20 protein-coding genes are annotated in these 17,533 nt (G+C 60.0%); 12 read left to right on the top strand and 8 right to left on the bottom strand.

All coding sequences use genetic code 11. The features are described from left to right. Nucleotides 1–23 precede the first annotated feature (23 nt). Together AC2FNN_RS09045 and AC2FNN_RS09040 are read right to left on the bottom strand one after the other, a co-directional pair. Entirely contained in the window at nucleotides 24–524 is a 501-nt protein-coding gene (locus AC2FNN_RS09045) for a type III secretion system chaperone family protein (protein WP_152458973.1), read from the bottom strand. A 320-nt stretch (nucleotides 525–844) separates the two neighbouring features. After that, the gene (locus AC2FNN_RS09040) at nucleotides 845–1,093 is read right to left on the bottom strand and encodes an accessory factor UbiK family protein (RefSeq protein WP_496758033.1); all 249 of its coding nucleotides are present in this window, start codon (nucleotides 1,091–1,093) and stop codon (nucleotides 845–847) included. 97 nt (nucleotides 1,094–1,190) lie between these two features. Between AC2FNN_RS09040 and lgt the strand changes: the two genes are divergently transcribed. The 5 genes from lgt (at nucleotide 1,191) to AC2FNN_RS09015 (ending at nucleotide 5,410) form a co-directional block, all read left to right on the top strand. Then, nucleotides 1,191–2,078: a prolipoprotein diacylglyceryl transferase gene (gene lgt, locus AC2FNN_RS09035; protein WP_496758031.1), complete on the top strand. Its 888-nt coding sequence runs from the start codon at nucleotides 1,191–1,193 to the stop codon at nucleotides 2,076–2,078. Then, entirely contained in the window at nucleotides 2,075–3,142 is a 1,068-nt protein-coding gene (locus AC2FNN_RS09030) for a class I SAM-dependent methyltransferase (protein ID WP_496758029.1), read from the top strand. Before lgt ends, AC2FNN_RS09030 begins: the two co-directional genes overlap by 4 nt. Beyond that, entirely contained in the window at nucleotides 3,139–3,897 is a 759-nt protein-coding gene (gene pgeF / locus AC2FNN_RS09025; protein WP_496758027.1) for a peptidoglycan editing factor PgeF, read from the top strand. The genes AC2FNN_RS09030 and pgeF overlap by 4 nt, the downstream gene beginning before the upstream one ends. A gap of 267 nt (nucleotides 3,898–4,164) precedes the next feature. Further along, entirely contained in the window at nucleotides 4,165–4,293 is a 129-nt protein-coding gene (locus AC2FNN_RS09020; protein WP_256367481.1) for a hypothetical protein, read from the top strand. Between the two features lie 334 nt (nucleotides 4,294–4,627). Then, a complete protein-coding gene (locus tag AC2FNN_RS09015) occupies nucleotides 4,628–5,410 on the top strand; it encodes a Hint domain-containing protein (protein WP_496758025.1) in 783 nt (260 codons plus the stop codon). Between the two features lie 119 nt (nucleotides 5,411–5,529). Here the strand turns inward: AC2FNN_RS09015 and AC2FNN_RS09010 are convergent, their stop codons facing one another. Beyond that, nucleotides 5,530–6,030, bottom strand: coding sequence for an Lrp/AsnC family transcriptional regulator (locus tag AC2FNN_RS09010; protein ID WP_152458979.1), 501 nt, complete (start codon nucleotides 6,028–6,030; stop codon nucleotides 5,530–5,532). Nucleotides 6,031–6,257: 227 nt separating this feature from the next. On the opposite strand from AC2FNN_RS09010, the gene trxB reads away from it, so the two are divergent. The 3 genes from trxB to AC2FNN_RS08995 all read left to right on the top strand — a co-directional run bounded on the left by trxB (nucleotide 6,258) and on the right by AC2FNN_RS08995 (nucleotide 11,021). After that, on the top strand, nucleotides 6,258–7,199 hold the full coding sequence (trxB, locus tag AC2FNN_RS09005; RefSeq protein ID WP_170346067.1) for a thioredoxin-disulfide reductase: 942 nt from the start codon (nucleotides 6,258–6,260) through the stop codon (nucleotides 7,197–7,199). A gap of 215 nt (nucleotides 7,200–7,414) precedes the next feature. After that, complete coding sequence (locus AC2FNN_RS09000; RefSeq protein WP_496758022.1) at nucleotides 7,415–9,106, top strand: adenylate/guanylate cyclase domain-containing protein; 1,692 nt, start codon at nucleotides 7,415–7,417, stop codon at nucleotides 9,104–9,106. A gap of 196 nt (nucleotides 9,107–9,302) precedes the next feature. Further along, nucleotides 9,303–11,021, top strand: a complete 1,719-nt coding sequence (locus AC2FNN_RS08995) for a bifunctional sulfate adenylyltransferase/adenylylsulfate kinase (protein WP_496758021.1) — start codon at nucleotides 9,303–9,305, stop codon at nucleotides 11,019–11,021. Nucleotides 11,022–11,121: 100 nt separating this feature from the next. On the opposite strand, the gene AC2FNN_RS08990 is transcribed toward AC2FNN_RS08995, so the two are convergent. The 3 genes from AC2FNN_RS08990 to AC2FNN_RS08980 all read right to left on the bottom strand — a co-directional run bounded on the left by AC2FNN_RS08990 (nucleotide 11,122) and on the right by AC2FNN_RS08980 (nucleotide 12,737). Beyond that, a complete protein-coding gene (locus AC2FNN_RS08990; protein ID WP_496758020.1) occupies nucleotides 11,122–12,009 on the bottom strand; it encodes a PhzF family phenazine biosynthesis protein in 888 nt (295 codons plus the stop codon). Between the two features lie 84 nt (nucleotides 12,010–12,093). After that, nucleotides 12,094–12,318: a DUF1150 family protein gene (locus AC2FNN_RS08985; RefSeq protein WP_298852484.1), complete on the bottom strand. Its 225-nt coding sequence runs from the start codon at nucleotides 12,316–12,318 to the stop codon at nucleotides 12,094–12,096. 5 nt (nucleotides 12,319–12,323) lie between these two features. Then, on the bottom strand, nucleotides 12,324–12,737 hold the full coding sequence (locus AC2FNN_RS08980) for an Hsp20 family protein (protein WP_058275530.1): 414 nt from the start codon (nucleotides 12,735–12,737) through the stop codon (nucleotides 12,324–12,326). Nucleotides 12,738–12,900: 163 nt separating this feature from the next. Between AC2FNN_RS08980 and AC2FNN_RS08975 the strand changes: the two genes are divergently transcribed. The 4 genes from AC2FNN_RS08975 to AC2FNN_RS08960 all read left to right on the top strand — a co-directional run bounded on the left by AC2FNN_RS08975 (nucleotide 12,901) and on the right by AC2FNN_RS08960 (nucleotide 15,509). After that, on the top strand, nucleotides 12,901–13,125 hold the full coding sequence (locus tag AC2FNN_RS08975) for a YdcH family protein (RefSeq protein ID WP_152458986.1): 225 nt from the start codon (nucleotides 12,901–12,903) through the stop codon (nucleotides 13,123–13,125). A gap of 76 nt (nucleotides 13,126–13,201) precedes the next feature. Beyond that, on the top strand, nucleotides 13,202–13,687 hold the full coding sequence (purE, locus tag AC2FNN_RS08970) for a 5-(carboxyamino)imidazole ribonucleotide mutase (RefSeq protein ID WP_117872985.1): 486 nt from the start codon (nucleotides 13,202–13,204) through the stop codon (nucleotides 13,685–13,687). After that, on the top strand, nucleotides 13,684–14,439 hold the full coding sequence (locus AC2FNN_RS08965) for an NAD(P)-binding domain-containing protein (protein WP_496758017.1): 756 nt from the start codon (nucleotides 13,684–13,686) through the stop codon (nucleotides 14,437–14,439). Before purE ends, AC2FNN_RS08965 begins: the two co-directional genes overlap by 4 nt. Before the next feature lie 2 nt (nucleotides 14,440–14,441). Next, on the top strand, nucleotides 14,442–15,509 hold the full coding sequence (locus AC2FNN_RS08960) for a 5-(carboxyamino)imidazole ribonucleotide synthase (protein WP_496758016.1): 1,068 nt from the start codon (nucleotides 14,442–14,444) through the stop codon (nucleotides 15,507–15,509). A gap of 65 nt (nucleotides 15,510–15,574) precedes the next feature. Here AC2FNN_RS08960 and AC2FNN_RS08955 read toward each other — a convergent pair whose 3' ends face one another. Both AC2FNN_RS08955 and AC2FNN_RS08950 read right to left on the bottom strand, forming a co-directional pair. Then, entirely contained in the window at nucleotides 15,575–16,726 is a 1,152-nt protein-coding gene (locus AC2FNN_RS08955; protein WP_496758015.1) for an alpha-D-ribose 1-methylphosphonate 5-triphosphate diphosphatase, read from the bottom strand. Further along, entirely contained in the window at nucleotides 16,723–17,496 is a 774-nt protein-coding gene (locus tag AC2FNN_RS08950; protein ID WP_496758014.1) for an alpha/beta fold hydrolase, read from the bottom strand. Before AC2FNN_RS08950 ends, AC2FNN_RS08955 begins: the two co-directional genes overlap by 4 nt. Nucleotides 17,497–17,533: the final 37 nt, after the last annotated feature.

Genomic DNA, 17,533 nt, shown 5'->3' with positions numbered 1-17,533 from the left:
ACATATCGGTTCGGGGCAAAGGTTTACGCGCGGCCGTAGGCCTCTGCAATGGCCACTTGCATGGCTTCTTCTGGCTCTCGATTGCCCCAGGTCACCAATTGGATCGCCGGATAGTACCGTTCCGCGCTCATGACGGCGGCGGTGATCATCGTGTCGATCTGTTCGGCGCTTGCTGTCTGCCCACCGGCAAGGACCAACCCGTACCGGTACACCATCAGCTTCTGGTTCGCCCAATAGGTAAACGCGCCTGCCCAGCACTGATCATTCATCTTGTTGAGCAGCTCATAGAGCTGCATTTCACGCTCGGCTGGTGGTTCCATTTCGAAGCTGCACACCATCCGAAGCGTTTCGTCATAGTTGGACCAGGCGAGGGTGATCGAATAGGTGCGCCACTGGCCTTCGACGGCCATGGCAATCTGATCGTCCCCAATGCGATCAAAATCCCAGTCGTGATGTTCGGCCAGATGTTCAACAATGTCGATCGGATGAATGTCTTCTTCGAGATACTGCTCGGAAAGGGCCATAATGCCACCTCACTAATCTCTAGCATTTCGGGGCTGGCAGCGCCCCAGCGCTAGTTGCCTGCTCTACAAGCCGGGCTTCCCCCGTAGGCCTGTACTAGATATGGTGCGATGTGGCGTAGGTTCTGACAACCCTATTTCTTGGGGATAACAGCAATAAGTTGTGGACAGTCGGCAACGGGGATCAAAATATTGGCACTTATGCCAGCTTTGTCTTGATTAAATTCTGCGATGCGTCAGAATACACGTCACCGCACAATCCCGGTCGGATTGCGCGGCGTCAAAGTTTGTCCAAAACCAGGAAAACAGAGAACGCTTGGGCGTTACTTGTCCAGTTTCGCCTCAAGCGCGGCGATGCGGGCGTCGAGTGCGGCGTTTTCTTCGCGCGCTTTCTGGGCCATGGCGCGGACGGCGTCGAATTCTTCGCGGGTGACGAAATCGCGGTCGGCCAGCCAGCGGTCGATCATCGACTTCATCGCGTTCTCGGCCTCTTCCCGCGCGCCCTGCGCCACACCCATGGCATTGGTCATCAGCTGGGACATGTCGTCCAGTATCTTGTTGCGGGTTTGCATATCACTACTCCGGTATCGCGGTTGGTCTCTATATGGGGAAAGAATGCCGCAGGCTCAAGGTTGACTTGCCCTGCAAACCCCGGGCAATGAGACGCACATGCAGGCTGTTTTGAATTTTCCCGATCTGTCGCCCGAATTGTTCTCGATCTCGCTGTTCGGGATGGAGTTCGCGTTGAGGTGGTATGCGCTGGCCTATATCGCGGGCATTCTGATCGCTTGGCGGCTTGCGGTCATGGCGCTGCGCCGCCCGGCGCTGTGGCCCGCAGATACCCCGCCGATGAAGCCCGAGCAGCTGGAGGATCTGGTCACCTGGATCATTCTGGGCGTGATCCTGGGCGGGCGGCTGGGCTTTGTGCTGTTTTACCAACCCGGCTATTACCTGTCGCATCCGCTTGAGATCGTGAAGGTCTGGCAAGGCGGTATGGCCTTTCATGGCGGCCTGCTGGGCGTGATCCTTGCGTCGTACCTGTTTGCACGACGGCACCGTATCCCCGCCCTGTCGCTGGGGGATCTGGTCGCCTACACCGTTCCTCCCGGATTGCTGCTGGGGCGGCTGGCCAATTTCGTCAATGCCGAGCTGTGGGGCCGCCCGAGCGAGCTGCCCTGGGCCGTCATCTTTCCCGGATTTGCCGCGCAGGATTGCCCCGGCGTGGTCGCGGGCATGTGCGCACGACACCCGTCGCAGCTGTACGAAGCGGCGCTGGAGGGTGTGTTGCTGGGTGCGGTACTGCTGTGGCTGGTCTATCGACGGGGGGCCTTTCAGAAACCCGGCCTGATCATGGGCACGTTTCTGGCCGGTTACGGCGCATCGCGCTTTATTGTCGAGTTCTTTCGCCAGCCGGATGCGCAATTCGTGTCGCCCGGCAATCCGCTGGGATTGGCCTGGCATGTGGGTGGATACGGGCTGACCATGGGGCAGATCCTGTCATTGCCCATGATCGCGCTTGGCCTGTGGTTTGTCTGGCGCGCAAGGCAGGCGACATGAGCCTGACCGATCACCTGATCGCCCGCATCCGACAGGATGGACCGATGAGCGTGGCCGACTACATGGCCGAATGCCTTCTGCACCCCACGTTGGGTTATTACACAACGCGCGATCCGCTGGGGGCTGACGGGGATTTCACCACCGCGCCGGAAATCAGCCAGATGTTTGGCGAACTGATCGGGCTGTGCCTTGCGCAAAGCTGGATGGATCAGGGCCGTCCCGCGCCATTCACCCTGTGCGAATTGGGGCCCGGGCGCGGCACTCTGATGGGCGATATACTGCGTGGCACCCGAACCGTGCAGGGATTTCACGATGCTGCCCGAATTGTGCTGGTCGAGGCTTCGCCTGCCCTGAAACAGGTGCAGGCGGACACGCTGAAGGATTACACACCGAATTGGGCTGACAGCGTCGCAGAGTTGCCGGACCAGCCCCTGCTGCTGGTGGCGAATGAGTTCTTCGACGCGCTGCCTGTCCGGCAGTTCCTGCGCAATGGTGACGGCTGGAGTGAACGTCTGGTCGGCGAACGCGACGGCGAATTGCTGTTTGGGCGAGGCCCCAACGGGCCGCAAGTGGCGCTGGCGGACAGGCTTTCGGACACCAAGGATGGTGATCTGGTCGAGCTGTGCGCGGCAGCGATCCCCATTCTGACCGTGATTGCCGGTCGGATCGCCAGCCACGGAGGTACGGCGCTGATCGTCGATTATGGCGACTGGCATTCGTTGGGTGATACGCTGCAAGCCCTGCAAAACCACGAGCCCGCCGATCCGCTGGCGTCACCCGGTCAGACCGACCTGACGGCACATGTGGATTTTGAGCCACTGGCCATTGCGACCCGCGCCTGTGGAGCCAGGCACACACGCCTGACACCGCAGGGTGTGTTTCTGGAACGGCTCGGCATAACCGCCCGGGCACAGGCTTTGTCCCGGTCGCTGAGCGGTTCCGAGCTGGACGCCCTGGCCGCCGCGCATCGCCGGTTGACGCATCCGGCCGAAATGGGAAATCTGTTCAAGGTGATGGGCCTCTATCCGGCCTATGCTGCACCACCGCCGGGATTGGAGCCATGACACTGGAAATTCTGACTTCGGACTTGCTTTCCCCATTTCGTCACGGGTTCTTCACCCGTCGCGGCGGGGCGTCCTCTGGTATCTTCAACGGGTTGAATTGCGGCTATGGATCGTCAGATCAAACCGAAATTGTCGCGTTGAACCGCCGGCGGGTTGCCGATGCGATGGGCGTTGCACCCGAAGCGATGATCGGCGTGCATCAGGTTCATTCCCCAACGGTTCTGACGGTTGAGCAGCCTCTGGAAGGCGAAAAACCGCGCGCGGATGCGGTCGTGACGGCGACACCCGGTTTGGCGCTGACGATTCTGACGGCAGATTGCCAGCCAGTTCTGTTTGCCGATCCCGCGGCCAATGTAATCGGAGCCGCCCATGCGGGCTGGCGCGGTGCACTCGACGGTGTGCTTGAGGCGACGCTGGACGCCATGGAAACGCTTGGCGCAACACGCCGGAATATCAACGTTGTCATCGGCCCCAGCATCTCGCAACGCGCCTACGAAGTGGGCCCCGAGTTTCTGGACGCATTTATCGCCGTTTCTCCTGATAACGCCCGGTTCTTTGCAAACGGACAGGATGACCGGCTGCAATTCGACCTGCCCGCCTTTGGCTTGCACCGATTGCGGCAGGCCGGTGTCGGGCAGGCGGAATGGACCCGGCACTGCACATATTCCGACCCGGACCGGTTCTATTCCTACCGCCGCACAACACACGCCAACGAGGCCGATTACGGGCGGTTGATCTCGGTCATAAGATTGTGATTTTGGCCCAGATTTAGGCGCGACGCCACTTTTCCGCCACATTTGTTGTGTTTATCGGACTCAGAATCGTAACGAGTTTTGCCAGCTATCAGATGGTCTTCTGACGTCCTTGTTTCGGACGCTGGCGTGTTGAGTGGAAGGATGGACCGACTGTAAATTTCTTGTCCGCAAAACATCCCGGTTAAGCCTTATCCGTGCCGCAAACAGGCGTCACAAAAGGTTCATAACGGATGCGGGAAACAATCCCGACCAGAGCAGGACCAGAACATGAAAACCAAATCTCGCTTTCTCAAAGCCATGGTCGCCGCCACGCGGAGCCAGAAGCTGGAAATGCCGTGGAAGCGAGTATCAAGCCATTCTGTCAGAGTCGCCAGCCGCATCGCGGCACGACGCTGAGACAGAAACACCCCGAGGCCAAGCTGCCGGTCTCGATTGGGTGAACACGCTTTGGGCTTGCTCCTGCCCGATGCGTGGTGCGTCACGATCTGAGGGGGTCGGGACGAATTCAGGAGTTGTGTGTGTGCGGGCAATTTTCGCCCGTGAAGTACGAGTTTGTCTGGGGGGTCAATGTGTTGACCATTGGAAAGCGAGATTTTGTCGCAATGCGGGGTCTGACCGACCGTCGCCCATGGGTCATCCATTTGTTTCGAGACAAAGAACCAGTTCGCCAGGTTGGCCTGTACGGGGATACGCCGCGCCTGACCGGACAATTTGAGGGGACGGAATATTTATGACTATTCCTAGTTCACTGGCCCGCGCGGCCAGAAATGCAATCGAAACGACAGCCATGCTGCGGGACGCACCGCGACCGGTTGCAAAACCAAAGGCCCAGCTGCGCCGGTATGAAGTCAGCAGCCTGTTGAAAAACGGAAACGTGGTTCAGACCAGACACATCGCGCCTGCCCTGCCAATGTTCGAAGATGCATTTTGCGCCTTCTCGCGCGGATCGCTGGTTGAAACGGAACATGGGCCCATGGCCATCGAAGACCTGATGCCCGGGGATACGGTCCTGACTCAGGATGGCGCGTCGGAAACCGTGCTGTGGAAGGGATCTGTCACTCTGATCCCGGGACGTCCGGATTCGCGGGGCCGCACGCGGCCGCTTACGCGCATCACGGCGGATACATTCGGTATGCAAAAGCCGATGTCGGGTGTGATCGCCGGGCCTGCGGCGCGGATCGTGGGCACGCCGACGCATTTGCGGCATCTGCATGGGAATGGCCCGATTCTGACCCCTGTGTCTGAATTTCAGGATGGAACGGGTGTGATTGAAACAATGCCGCCGACGCCAGTTGAACTGTTTCACATTTGTCTAAAACGCCATTCCGTTATTCGGGTAGATGGTTTACAGTTCGAAACGTATCACCCAGGTGTGAACGCGGTCCGGATGATCAGCCACTCGTTGCGGTCGGTTTATCTGAACCTGTTTGCGCATATCGAGTCGCTCAACGATTTTGGTCCGCTGCTGATGCCGCGTGCCGGGGACGGAGAAATCGACGCGATGACAGCCTGAGTGCGATAGCGATTACTGCATTATGGGGGGCATCATGCAGCTGGTACTAAGTTGGATTCTATCCTTGGCGGTGGCTGCCATGCTGCCACCGAACACCGCACCTGCAAAACGTCTGGGGGTTACGCCGTCCGGTTCATTCGTTCTTCCAGAACGTCGAACGGTACGCCTGGTTCGTCTTTTGCGCCGCGGATAACAAGCGATGTCTTGACGCTGGCCACATTTGGCGTGGTCAGCAGTTCACCGGTCAGAAACTGCTGAAAACTGCTGAGATCGGGTGCGACGCATTTCAGGATGAAGTCCACCTCGCCGTTCAGCATGTGGCATTCACGCACCAGCGGCCATTCGCGGCAGCGTTCTTCGAACGCGCGCAGCTCGGTCTCGGCCTGACTGTCAAGACCGACCATGGCGAACACCTGCACTTCGAATCCCAGCTCGCGGGAATTCACCTCGGCGTGGTACCCGGTGATATAACCGGATTCTTCCAGTGTGCGCACTCGGCGCAGACAGGGCGGCGCCGAAATTCCGACCCGTTTGGCAAGTTCCACATTGGTCATCCGACCGTCTGCCTGCAGTTCCGCCAGAATCTTGCGGTCGATATCATCCAGCCGAGTCGTGACCATCAAATGCTCCTGATTTTTGCGGTTCTTATATCAGCCCCCTACGCGCGCGCAATAATGTTTCGTACATGCGCAATTTTCTTTGTTTTCAAATCTCTCATTTCGCCCTCACCCTGCGCTGTGCGGCTTGAACGGCCTTGAACAGTAAAGGGCTTTAAGCCGGGTCTGTCGGTCGCTATATCGGGGCGACGGGCCAAAAGCCCAATTCAGGCAATTCGAGCGGAGTTACCATGGCCGACACACGACACACCAAGGTTCTGATCATCGGATCGGGGCCAGCAGGATACACTGCGGGCGTTTACGCAAGCCGCGCCATGCTGGAACCCATCCTGGTGCAGGGTATCGAGCCCGGCGGCCAGTTGACGACAACGACCGAGGTCGAGAACTGGCCCGGCGACACCGAGGTACAGGGCCCGGACCTGATGGTGCGGATGCAGGATCATGCCAAGGCCATGGGTTGCGAAGTGATCGGCGACATCATCAACGATCTGGATCTCAGCCAGCGCCCCTTCACCGCCAAGGGCGACAGCGGCACCACCTACACCGCGGACGCCGTCATTCTGGCGACCGGCGCGCGCGCCAAGTGGCTGGGCCTGCCGTCGGAAGAAAAGTTCAAAGGCTTTGGCGTTTCAGCCTGCGCCACCTGCGACGGGTTCTTCTATCGCGGACAGGAAATCGTGGTGATCGGCGGCGGCAACACGGCCGTGGAAGAGGCCCTGTTCCTGACCAATTTCGCCAGCAAGGTGACTCTGATCCATCGCCGCGATGAGCTGCGCGCGGAAAAGATCCTGCAAGACCGGCTGATGAAGAACGACAAAATCGAGCCACTGTGGTTCCACCAGCTGGAAGAAGTGATCGGCACCGACGCGCCGCTGGGCGTCGAGGGCGTGCGCGTCAAGCATGTCAAAACCGGAGAGATCACTGAAATCCCCTGTAAAGGCGTGTTTGTTGCCATCGGCCACGCGCCCGCGAACGAGCTGGTCAAGGACACGCTTGAAACGCATATGGGTGGCTATGTCGTTACCAAACCGGGCAGCACAGAAACCTCGGTTCCGGGCGTGTTCGCGGCGGGCGACCTGACCGATCACGTCTATCGTCAGGCGGTCACAAGCGCCGGTATGGGCTGCATGGCGGCACTGGATGCCGAACGGTTCCTTGCGGAAAACGAATAACGCGCGTTCTGAACTTTGCGGGGCTGCCCCGGTGAATTCAGATCCGAAGACCGTCAGCCTTTTCGCGACAGCGCCCCCGGGGTTGCAGGGGGCGCCGCACAGCACAGGTTGCGGCGCAATCTCTGATCAGCAGCCGATGCTGCCCGCCAGTCCCTTGACCCCCAGCCAGTGGCGTATCAGGATTGCCGAGGGAAAAGCGAAAAACAGGTGAGCATTTGAACAACGCTCTTTGGCGCGGCGGGTGGTCAACCCGACTCAGGATCGTCAGTGGTCTTGTGTTGTTTGTGTTCGCATTCTTTCACTTCATAAATATTGGCCTGGGCCTGTTTCACACGGATTACCTGCACGGGATGCAGGATGGTCGGAAGGCCATCACCCGCCACAATGCCATGAGCGTGCTTCTCTATGCTGCCCTGTTCACGCATGCAGGTCTGGCCCTGACATCGATCGCGCAACGCAGAACCCTGCGCATGCCCTTCAGCACGGCGTTGCAGGTCGTTCTGGGCCTGCTGATTCCGCTGCAACTGATCTCGCACATCGTGCAGACGCGGGTCGCGCACGAGGTCTATGACGTCAATGACGAGATGGGATATATCATCATTCTGATGTGGCCCAGTATCGCCGTATGGATGCAAAGCGCCTTGTTGCTGATCGTTTGGGTACACGGCTGCATCGGCTTGCATATGTGGTTGCGGCTGACCCGGTGGTGGTCGCGGGTCGTGCCCTATCTGATCGGCGTTGCGGTTTTCGTGCCGTTTTTCGCGCTGGCCGGATTGCTGACCGAAGGTCGACGCATCTGGGCCGACTTTGCTGATGAATTCCTGCGCGAGCAATATATCGAGCACTACAACTGGCCATCGCCCGAGACCTTCCAGACCCTGTTCAGTGTAAAAGACTATGGCCTTTTGGTCTTCTGGCTGGCTCTGGGGGCGACAGGTCTGGTTTACATCGGGCGCAAACTGTGGCGGCGCAGGCATTCGGTGCGCGTGAATTACACCAAAGGGCCCGAGGTGGTCGCGGAAAAAGGCATGACCTTGCTTGAGATTTCGCAGGTGAACGGTGTGCCGCATGCCGCCCTGTGCGGTGGAAAGGGGCGCTGCACAACATGCCGTGTCATCGTAGAGGATGGCAACGACGCCCTGCCGCCGCCCGGCGACGTCGAAGCTCGCAGCCTTGCTGCTGTGGGCGCCTCGCCGCAGACGCGACTGGCCTGCCAGATACGCCCAACGGAACCCACCACCGTTTTTCGGGTTTTTAGACCAGATGGCGGGCGCATACGCGGGCATGCCAGCCAGGGTCAGGAACGTCAGTTGGCTGTTCTGTTTCTGGATATGCGAAGCTTTACCGCGCGCACGACCGGCCAATTGCCTTATGACATCGTGTTCCTGCTGAACCGGTTTTTTGACGCCGTCGTGCCTGCCATCACCAAGGAAGGCGGTGTGGTGGACAAATATATGGGAGACGGGCTGCTGGCCGTTTTTGAAAAGCCGAATGCGGCGGCGTCCGCCCGTGCCGGGTTGAAAGCCGCCATCGATATCAGTCACGCCCTCGATGACTTCAACGTACAGCTCGAGGCCGAGGGCAGCCCCGGCATTCGCATTGGAATGGGCCTGCATCTTGGGGATCTGGTGGTGGGTGAGATCGGCGCCGCGGGCCATGCATCGAAAACCATAATCGGCGACGCCGTCAATGTCGCCAGTCGTCTGGAAAGCGAGACCAAGGCGCTGAAGGTCGAACTGCTGGTCTCGCAAGAGTTGCTGGAGGCCGCAGGTGTCGACGTGCCCCAGGATGGTATCAGGTTGTTCCAGCTGCGCGGCGTGTCTGAACCGATTCCCGCCCTGCCCGTCGCCCGTGCGTCCACACTTGAGCAGAACGCCACAAAACAGGAACAGGAATTCTCTGCATGAAGCAATAACCTATGATCGCAAGGATCAGATCATCGATTTGGCCTGTGAATTAGAAATTCCTTCCAATACAAAAATATTCGGCGCATATCCTCCTTTGTTACATTCCCGCCTGTGGACTTCGCCTGTCAGTCGGTGCAAACGCCTCGAAACCGCCTGATATCCACTGGCAAATCAACACTGCGACAAGAGAATTCCAATGACGATGTTAAGCAATCTGGCCCCGATCCCCGAACTGTATGTGTCATACGATTCGGCGCAGAAGCTGAAGGTGGAAGCGGCCGACCTGACCAGCTGGGATCTGAGCCCGCGTCAGATCTGCGACCTGGAACTGCTGATGAACGGCGGGTTCAACCCGCTCAAGGGATTTCTGAGTGAAGCGGATTACGACAATGTGGTCGAGAATATGCGCCTGGCCGATGGAACGCTTTGGCCAATGCCCATCACATTGGATGTCAGCGAAGGTTTCGCGGATCAGATCGAACTTGGGCAGGATATCGCTCTGCGCGATCAGGAAGGCGTGATCTTGGGCACCATGACCGTGACCGACCGCTGGATTCCGGACAAGTCACGCGAGGCCGAGAAAGTCTTTGGCGCCGATGACGATGCCCACCCGGCGGTGAACTATCTGCACAACGTGGCCGGCAAGGTCTATCTGGGCGGACCGGTGGTCGGAATTCAACAACCCGTGCATTACGATTTTCGCGGGCGCCGCGACACGCCGAATGAATTGCGCGCCTATTTCCGCAAGCTGGGCTGGCGTCGCATCGTGGCCTTCCAGACCCGCAACCCGCTGCACCGCGCGCATCAGGAGCTGACCTTCCGCGCCGCAAAAGAGGCACAGGCCAACCTGCTGATCCACCCGGTCGTGGGCATGACCAAACCGGGCGACGTCGATCACTTTACCCGCGTGCGCTGTTACGAAGCGGTGCTGGATAAATACCCCGCCTCGACCACATCGATGAGCTTGTTGAACCTGGCCATGCGCATGGCTGGCCCGCGCGAAGCCGTCTGGCACGGCCTGATCCGCGCCAACCACGGCTGCACCCACTTCATCGTCGGTCGCGACCACGCCGGACCGGGCAAGAACAGCAAGGGCGAGGATTTCTACGGCCCCTATGACGCGCAGGACCTGTTCCGCAAATACCAGGACGAGATCGGCATCGAAATGGTCGATTTCAAACACATGGTCTATGTGCAGGAGCGCGCGCAATACGAGCCGAATGACGAGATTCTCGACAAGGACAACGTCACGATCCTGAACATCTCGGGCACCGAATTGCGGCGCCGCCTGCGTGAAGGGCTGGAAATCCCCGAGTGGTTCTCGTTCCCCGAAGTGGTCGAGGAACTGCGCCGCCGCTTCCCGCCGCGTTCCAAGCAGGGTTTCACCGTCTTCTTCACCGGCTTTTCGGGCTCGGGCAAGTCGACCATCGCAAACGCGCTGATGGTCAAGCTGATGGAGATGGGCGACCGCCCGGTGACGCTGCTGGATGGCGACATCGTGCGCAAGAACCTCAGCTCGGAACTGGGCTTCTCGAAGGAACACCGCGACCTGAACATCCGCCGCATCGGATATGTGGCATCCGAGATCACCAAGAACGGCGGGATCGCCATCTGCGCCCCGATCGCGCCCTATGCCACCACGCGCCGCGCCGTGCGGGAAGAGATCGAACAGTTCGGAGCCTTCTGCGAGGTGCATGTTGCCACCAGCATCGAGGAATGCGAACGCCGCGACCGCAAGGGCCTTTACAAGCTGGCGCGCGAGGGCAAGATCAAGGAGTTCACCGGCATCTCGGACCCTTACGATGTTCCGGGAAACCCCGAGCTGCGCGTCGAAACCGAAAATGTCGAGGTCGACAACTGCGCCCATCAGGTGCTGCTGAAACTGGAAAGCATGGGCCTGATTGCGGCCGGCTGAGTCTGATGAATGAAACGAAGCGGCCTCCGGTTTTCGGGGGCCGTTTTTGTTTTGATGGGCGGAGGTGTTGGCAGACGTCGCCGGGTGTGAGCTGGTTCGTCTATTGCGCGGTCTCTGGCAGATCAACCTGCCCGCGCATCAGGATATGCCCCTGACCAGAAACCTTGACGCCCGTCATCGCATCAGGCGGGCCGACACGCGTGACGATGGCCTTCCCGGGGCGGCCCATATCGTGACCCTGCTGGGCGATGAAGCTTTCCTTTTGCATCAAGCCATGTTTCCACAAATAGGCGGCCATCGCACCGGTGGCAGACCCGGTAAACGGATCCTCGGGCGGGCTGGGCGGGGCCATGAGAAGACGCGAAAACGTATCGCCCTCATCGGTTGCCCCTTGCAGCGTGACAAGAAACGGCTCGGCCATATCCGAGCCGGAATACCCTGCCGTCGCAGCCACTTTGCGCAGCGCGTCCTCGGACAGGCAGGCCGCGCGCAAAGCGTCATGATCCCGCAGAACGGTGATGCAGAATGGTAAGCCGGTTGAAACCATTTGAGGCGGAGACACGATGGCTTCCCGTGGCAGGCTGACCGCTTCCGCCACCAGTTCCGCGGGGACGAGCGTACCGAATTGCGGTGCGACCTGAGTCATTTCGATCTGATCACCCTGCAACCGGATCGACACCAGGCCGGCACCGGTTTCCAGCGTCAGACCATCGCCCGAGATTATTCCGCGGGATCGCATTGCCGCGACGGTGGCGATAGTCGGATGCCCTGCAAAGGGAATTTCGCGGCTGGCCAGAAAGTAGCGGACGCGGATGTCGGCCACGTCGGACGGCCCGGTAAAGGTGCATTCGACCAGAGAGGTTTCGCGCACATAGGCCATGCAGACCTCTTGCGTCAGGCGCGCACCTTCATGAACGACGGCACATCCGTTGCCACCGAAGGCGCGATCACTGAAGGCGTCCACCCAGTCAAAGTCAAACCAGCCCATGATGCCACTCCTGCTTTAGCATTTGTGGCACGATCACTGCATAGGCAGAAAATGTCACGTCTTTTCAGCAGAGTTTCAGACCGCCTAGTGAACGGCCACCGGAGAAAGGTCATGTTCACGCGCCAGCACGAAGGCCAGCTTGCGGTCAGCGACCAGCGCAAGTTGCTGCCCGTCGGAATCGTGGACGGCGTAAAGCTGATCCAGATCGCCCGCCTGTTCACGGACTTCCCGAGGCAGTTCAGATACGTCGACCGTTTTGACATAAACGATACGGTCGCCTTCGGCGTTGATTTCAATCGGTGTATTCATTGCTCTTACCCCTTCCGTATGTTGATCGTCTGAACCACGGTTTCCGGCACGGCGCGGGTCAGATCCACATGCAGCAGACCGTTTTCCATGATCGCCTCGCCCACCTCGACCCCGTCGGCCAGCACGAACATGCGCTGAAACTGACGCGCCGCGATGCCGCGATGCAGGAAGATGCGCCCCTCGCTGTCGTCGCGCTGACGGCCCCGGATCACCAACTGGCGATCCTCGATCGTGATTGACAGATCCTCTTCGGCGAACCCGGCCACCGCAAGAGTGATGCGATAGGAAAAATCCGAGGTCTGTTCGATGTTATAGGGCGGGTATCCCTCATTTCCGGCCTTTGCAGACCGTTCCAGAAGGCGTTCCAGCTGCTCGAACCCCAAAAGATGCGGGTATGAGCCAAGAGTAAGTTTCGACACGTATTTTCGTCCTTCATTGTCAAAGCGACGTGGTGTGCGGCCCCGTTCTGGCAACCGCCTGCAATAGAATATGGGAAGAAACCAGGATGTCCACAAGGTCTGGCGCGATAACGTCTGACACACTATCTTGTTGGGTAAGCACCACAACAAGCCCGAGTCGCCAATGAACGCGCCTACCGATCTTTCGATGAAAACAGATGAAGTATTGCGTGTTGAGCTTGAGGTCTTCCGCCGACAGCACCGCGATCTGGATGAGGCGATTCAGGCATTGCATGACAAGGGAACGGCCGATCAACTGACCTTGCGGCGCCTGAAAAAAGAGAAACTGCGCCTGAAAGACATCATCCGCCTGATCGAAGACCGCCTGACGCCCGATATCATCGCCTGAACACCCTGTACCTCATTGCCAGCCAACCGGATTTGGCTATAGTGCGCGCTCTTTCTGAGCGCGGGGACGTATGCGGATGAGCGATGTGAAAGTGGGGATCATCATGGGCAGCCAGTCGGACTGGCCCACGATGAAGGAAGCCGCGGATATTCTGGACGAACTGGGCGTCGCTTATGAGGCGCGTATCGTATCTGCCCACCGCACGCCGGACCGGCTGTGGGACTATGGCAAAACCGCAGTTTCGCGCGGGTTGCAGGTGATCATTGCAGGTGCGGGCGGGGCGGCGCATCTTCCGGGCATGATGGCGTCGAAAACGCGGGTGCCTGTGATTGGCGTCCCGGTGCAGACCCGTGCCTTGTCGGGCGTGGATTCGCTGTATTCCATCGTGCAGATGCCCAAGGGGTTTCCGGTGGCGACCATGGCGATCGGGTCCGCCGGCGGGGCCAATGCCGGCCTGATGGCAGCGGGCATTCTTGCATTGCAGGATGATGCATTGGCCGAACGGCTGGACAATTGGCGTGACGCGTTGTCAGCCTCGATCCCCCAGGAACCGCAGGGATGAGCCGGATCGGCTTTATCGGCACCGGCCATATCGCCGCGCCGATTGCGCGGCTGATGGCCGCCAAGGGGCGCCAGATCAGCGTGACCGAGCGCAACGCCACGGTTTCAGCCGCCTTGAAGGCCGAACTGGGCGTGACCGTTGCACCGCCTCAGGCCGTGATTGACACCTCGGACATCGTGTTCCTGTGCCTGCGCCCGCATATCGCGGCCGACGTTCTGGACCCGCTGACATTCCGCGCCGATCAGCAGATCGTGTCCGTCATGGCGGCGGTTTCGGCCGAGCACCTGGCCGCGCTTTGCGCCCCGGCGTCGGATTTCGTGCAGACCATCCCGCTGGGCTTTCTGGAAACCGGCGGCTGCCCGATGGCGACTTTTGGCAATGATCGCCTGCTGGCGGACCTGTTTGAACCGGAAAACCCCGTGGTCAAGGTTGCGGATGAAGCCGCGCTGAACGCGCATTTCGCGATTTGTGCCATGGTTCCCGTCATTCTGGACCTGATGGCAACGGGTGCCGAATGGCTGGGTAACGCAACCGGTGATGCGGACGGGGCCGAGTTCTATACAACGCAGTTGATGGCCGGTTTTCTGGCCTCGATGGAAAAAGGCGCCGCCGGATGGTTGGTGCAGGAGCGTGACGCGCTGGCGACCGAGGGCACGCTGAGCCTGCAAATGACGGACGCCCTGAAAGAGGGCGGCGCGCACGAGGCGCTGCGTTCCGCGCTTGGGGCAATTGGCAAACGTTTGGAGAGTTGAAGATGGCGGAAATGCTCGCCCAAGGTGCAGTGATCGGGATTCTGGGGGGTGGTCAGCTGGGCCGGATGCTGTCCGTGGCAGCCGCCAGGCTGGGTTTTGTCAGCCATATCTACGAACCGGGTGCGAACCCACCGGCGGCGCAGGTTGCGGATCGCGTCACCACTGCGGCCTATGACGATGCAGATGCACTGAAAGCCTTTGCCGATGCGGTCGATGTCATCACCTATGAGTTCGAGAACATCCCGACCGAAGCGCTGGACATTCTGGAAGCGCACCGCCCGATCCGTCCCGGGCGCGAGGCATTGCGGGTCAGCCAGGACAGGTTGACCGAGAAAACGTTTCTGCAAGAGCTGGGTCTGAAGACGGCCCCGTTTGCGGATATCACCGACCTGAACAGCCTGAATGCGGCGATCGAACAGATCGGGACGCCCGCCATCCTGAAAACCCGTCGCTTCGGCTATGACGGCAAGGGGCAGGCCCGGCTGCGCAAGCCTGAGGATGCCAAGGCCGCGCTGGCCGATGTGGCTGGCGCTCCGGCCATTCTGGAAGGGTTCGTGGATTTTTCGCACGAGGTGTCGATCATCGCGGCCCGTGGTCTGGACGGTCAGGTCGCCTGTTTCGATCCGGGTGAGAATGTGCATCGCGACGGTATCCTGCACACCACCACCATCCCCGCCCGCCTGTCCCCGGCCCAGCGCACCGATGCCATCCTGCTGGCGGCCAATATCCTGAACGCTCTGGAATATGTCGGTGTCATGGGGGTTGAGCTGTTCGTGACACCCGGCGGACTGATCGTGAACGAGATCGCGCCGCGCGTGCATAACTCGGGCCACTGGACGCAGAATGGCTGCGCCGTGGATCAGTTCGAACAGCACATCCGCGCGGTGGCGGGTTGGCCGTTGGGCGACGGGCAGCGCCACTCGGATGTGGTGATGGAGAACCTGATCGGCGACGATATGGACCGCGTGCCTGAGCTGGCGCGTGAACGGGACATCGCGCTGCATCTTTACGGCAAGGCCGAGGTCAAGGCCGGTCGCAAGATGGGACATTTCAACCGGATCAAGCGGTAGAATATCGCGCTACGGCGCGATGCCTTCGGGGAGAGTATTTGGAAAAAGGTGAAGCTGGCCTGGTTTTACCCCACAAAGCGGGTTGCGATATCCCCAGACATATAGCTGACGCGCCCGCCCACCAATGTCGCGGCGACGCGGTGAGTGGTTGCATCAAGGATGACCAGATCGGCGCGTTTGCCCGCGGCAAGCGTGCCCCGGTCCGGCAAGTCCAGCACCCGCGCGGGGCCGGACGAGATCAGCGCCCAGGCACCGGCCAGATCCAGCAGCCCGGTTTTGGCCAGCATCAGCGCCGCGCGGCGTGGACTGGGATAATGGTAATCCGAGGCCAGCGCATCACAGAGCCCCATGGCGATCAGCTCTACCGCGCTGGCGTTGCCCTTATGCGAGCCGCCGCGGACCACATTGGGCGAGCCGAGAATGACATGATCCCCGGCAGCGCGCGCCGCCTCGGCGGCTTCAAGCGTTTCGGGGAACTCGGCAATGCGCACGCCCCGGTCGCGCCACCATGCCCTTGTCTCGGCGGTCGCGTCATCGTGGCTGCCCAAACGCACCCTCATTGAGACAAGTTCGGCGCTGAGTGCTTCGACGGCAGCGGGAACCTCGTTCCTGCGGGCATGCATATTGAGCAGCATCTCAAAATGCGCATCCGGATTGCGCCCGGCCTTCAACGCTTGCCCGGTCAGACGCGGTGGCTTTTTGCCCTGCGCCAGACGATCATGCGGCAGGTGATCATTGAACACCACATAGGGCACCTGCCAATCGGCGATGCGACGGGCCAGACCCTCGTAATCCGCGAGCATGTTGGTCTCGAACCGCAATTGCGGGATCAGATCCGTGACGGCGCTGTCCTTGACCGCAGCGATGGCCCGAAACACCTGCGCGGCAAACTCGGGGCCGCGCACGCCACCTTCCCAGCTGTAGAACTGGGCCAGAACGGCGGTCGTGATGCCATTGGCGGCCAGTTCGGCTTCGGCTGCCAGAATGCCTTCGTTCATTTGCTTCATTGCGCCCCGACGCGGGGCGATGTGGCGTTCGAACCCGTCCCCGTGCAGATCGATGATACCGGGCAGGACAAGATAACCGGTCAGGTCAACCCTGCGCCCGGTCCGATCTTGCTGAATGACGCCTTCCGCTATCGATAGATCGCAGCGCGACAGTCCATCCTCCGGCAACAGAACCTCTGCGCCGGTCAAAGTCAGATCCAGAGAGGTCATCGCGTGGGCTCCGAGTCAGGTTCCGAGCAATCCTGCCCGATGCAGATCTCGTCGATTATCTCCATCACACCGTCCAGCCAGGTGATCTGCCGATCGAAGCGGCCGAATTCGATGAAATGCAGCGCCTGTGCCATAACCCGCGGGTTGTTCATCATGAACGTGTGGGTCACCGGCAGAACAAGATGATCCTTCATCCCTTCGACCTTGGTGGTTTCAACCGAAACCTTGCCGTCATCCGGCCCGTCGATCAGCGATGAAAACAGCGGGTTGAGCGAATTCTCACCCGCGATCACGCCCAGCTCAAAATCCACCGGCGGCAGGCGGCGCGGAATGCCTTCGGGACCTGTGCCCAATTGCAGGCCCGCCGGGCCGTTCAGATACCCGAACACTTCCCATGCGCTCAGCTCATCGACCAACTGGCTGCCCTGATTGGGCGGGCCGAGCATGACGACACGACCCAGGTTTTCGGGCCGATGGTCCTTGAGCCAATAGCGCAGCAGGATACCGCCCATGGAATGCGCAACGACATTGGCCTTGTCATCGCCACATGCCGCAAGCGCCTCCGGTATGGTTTGCCTTGCCAGTTCCGGAATACCAATTTCAGTCGATGGATACCCGTGGCGCACAACGGTATAGTCATGCGCCTTGAACAGCTGCTCCATCACGGTAAGCGAGGCCTCGGTGCGCGCAAGACCGTGCAGAAGGATCACGCATTTCGCACTGGCTGCGGCGGGAACAAGGCAGAAGAACAAAGCAATCAAAAGTTTCATAACCGCCAGATAAAGCCTATCAGCCTTTGATAAAAGC

The sequence above is a fragment of the Ruegeria sp. BHSA118 genome (genome assembly GCF_059613405.1).
This window is presented reverse-complemented; position numbering and strand designations above follow the sequence as displayed.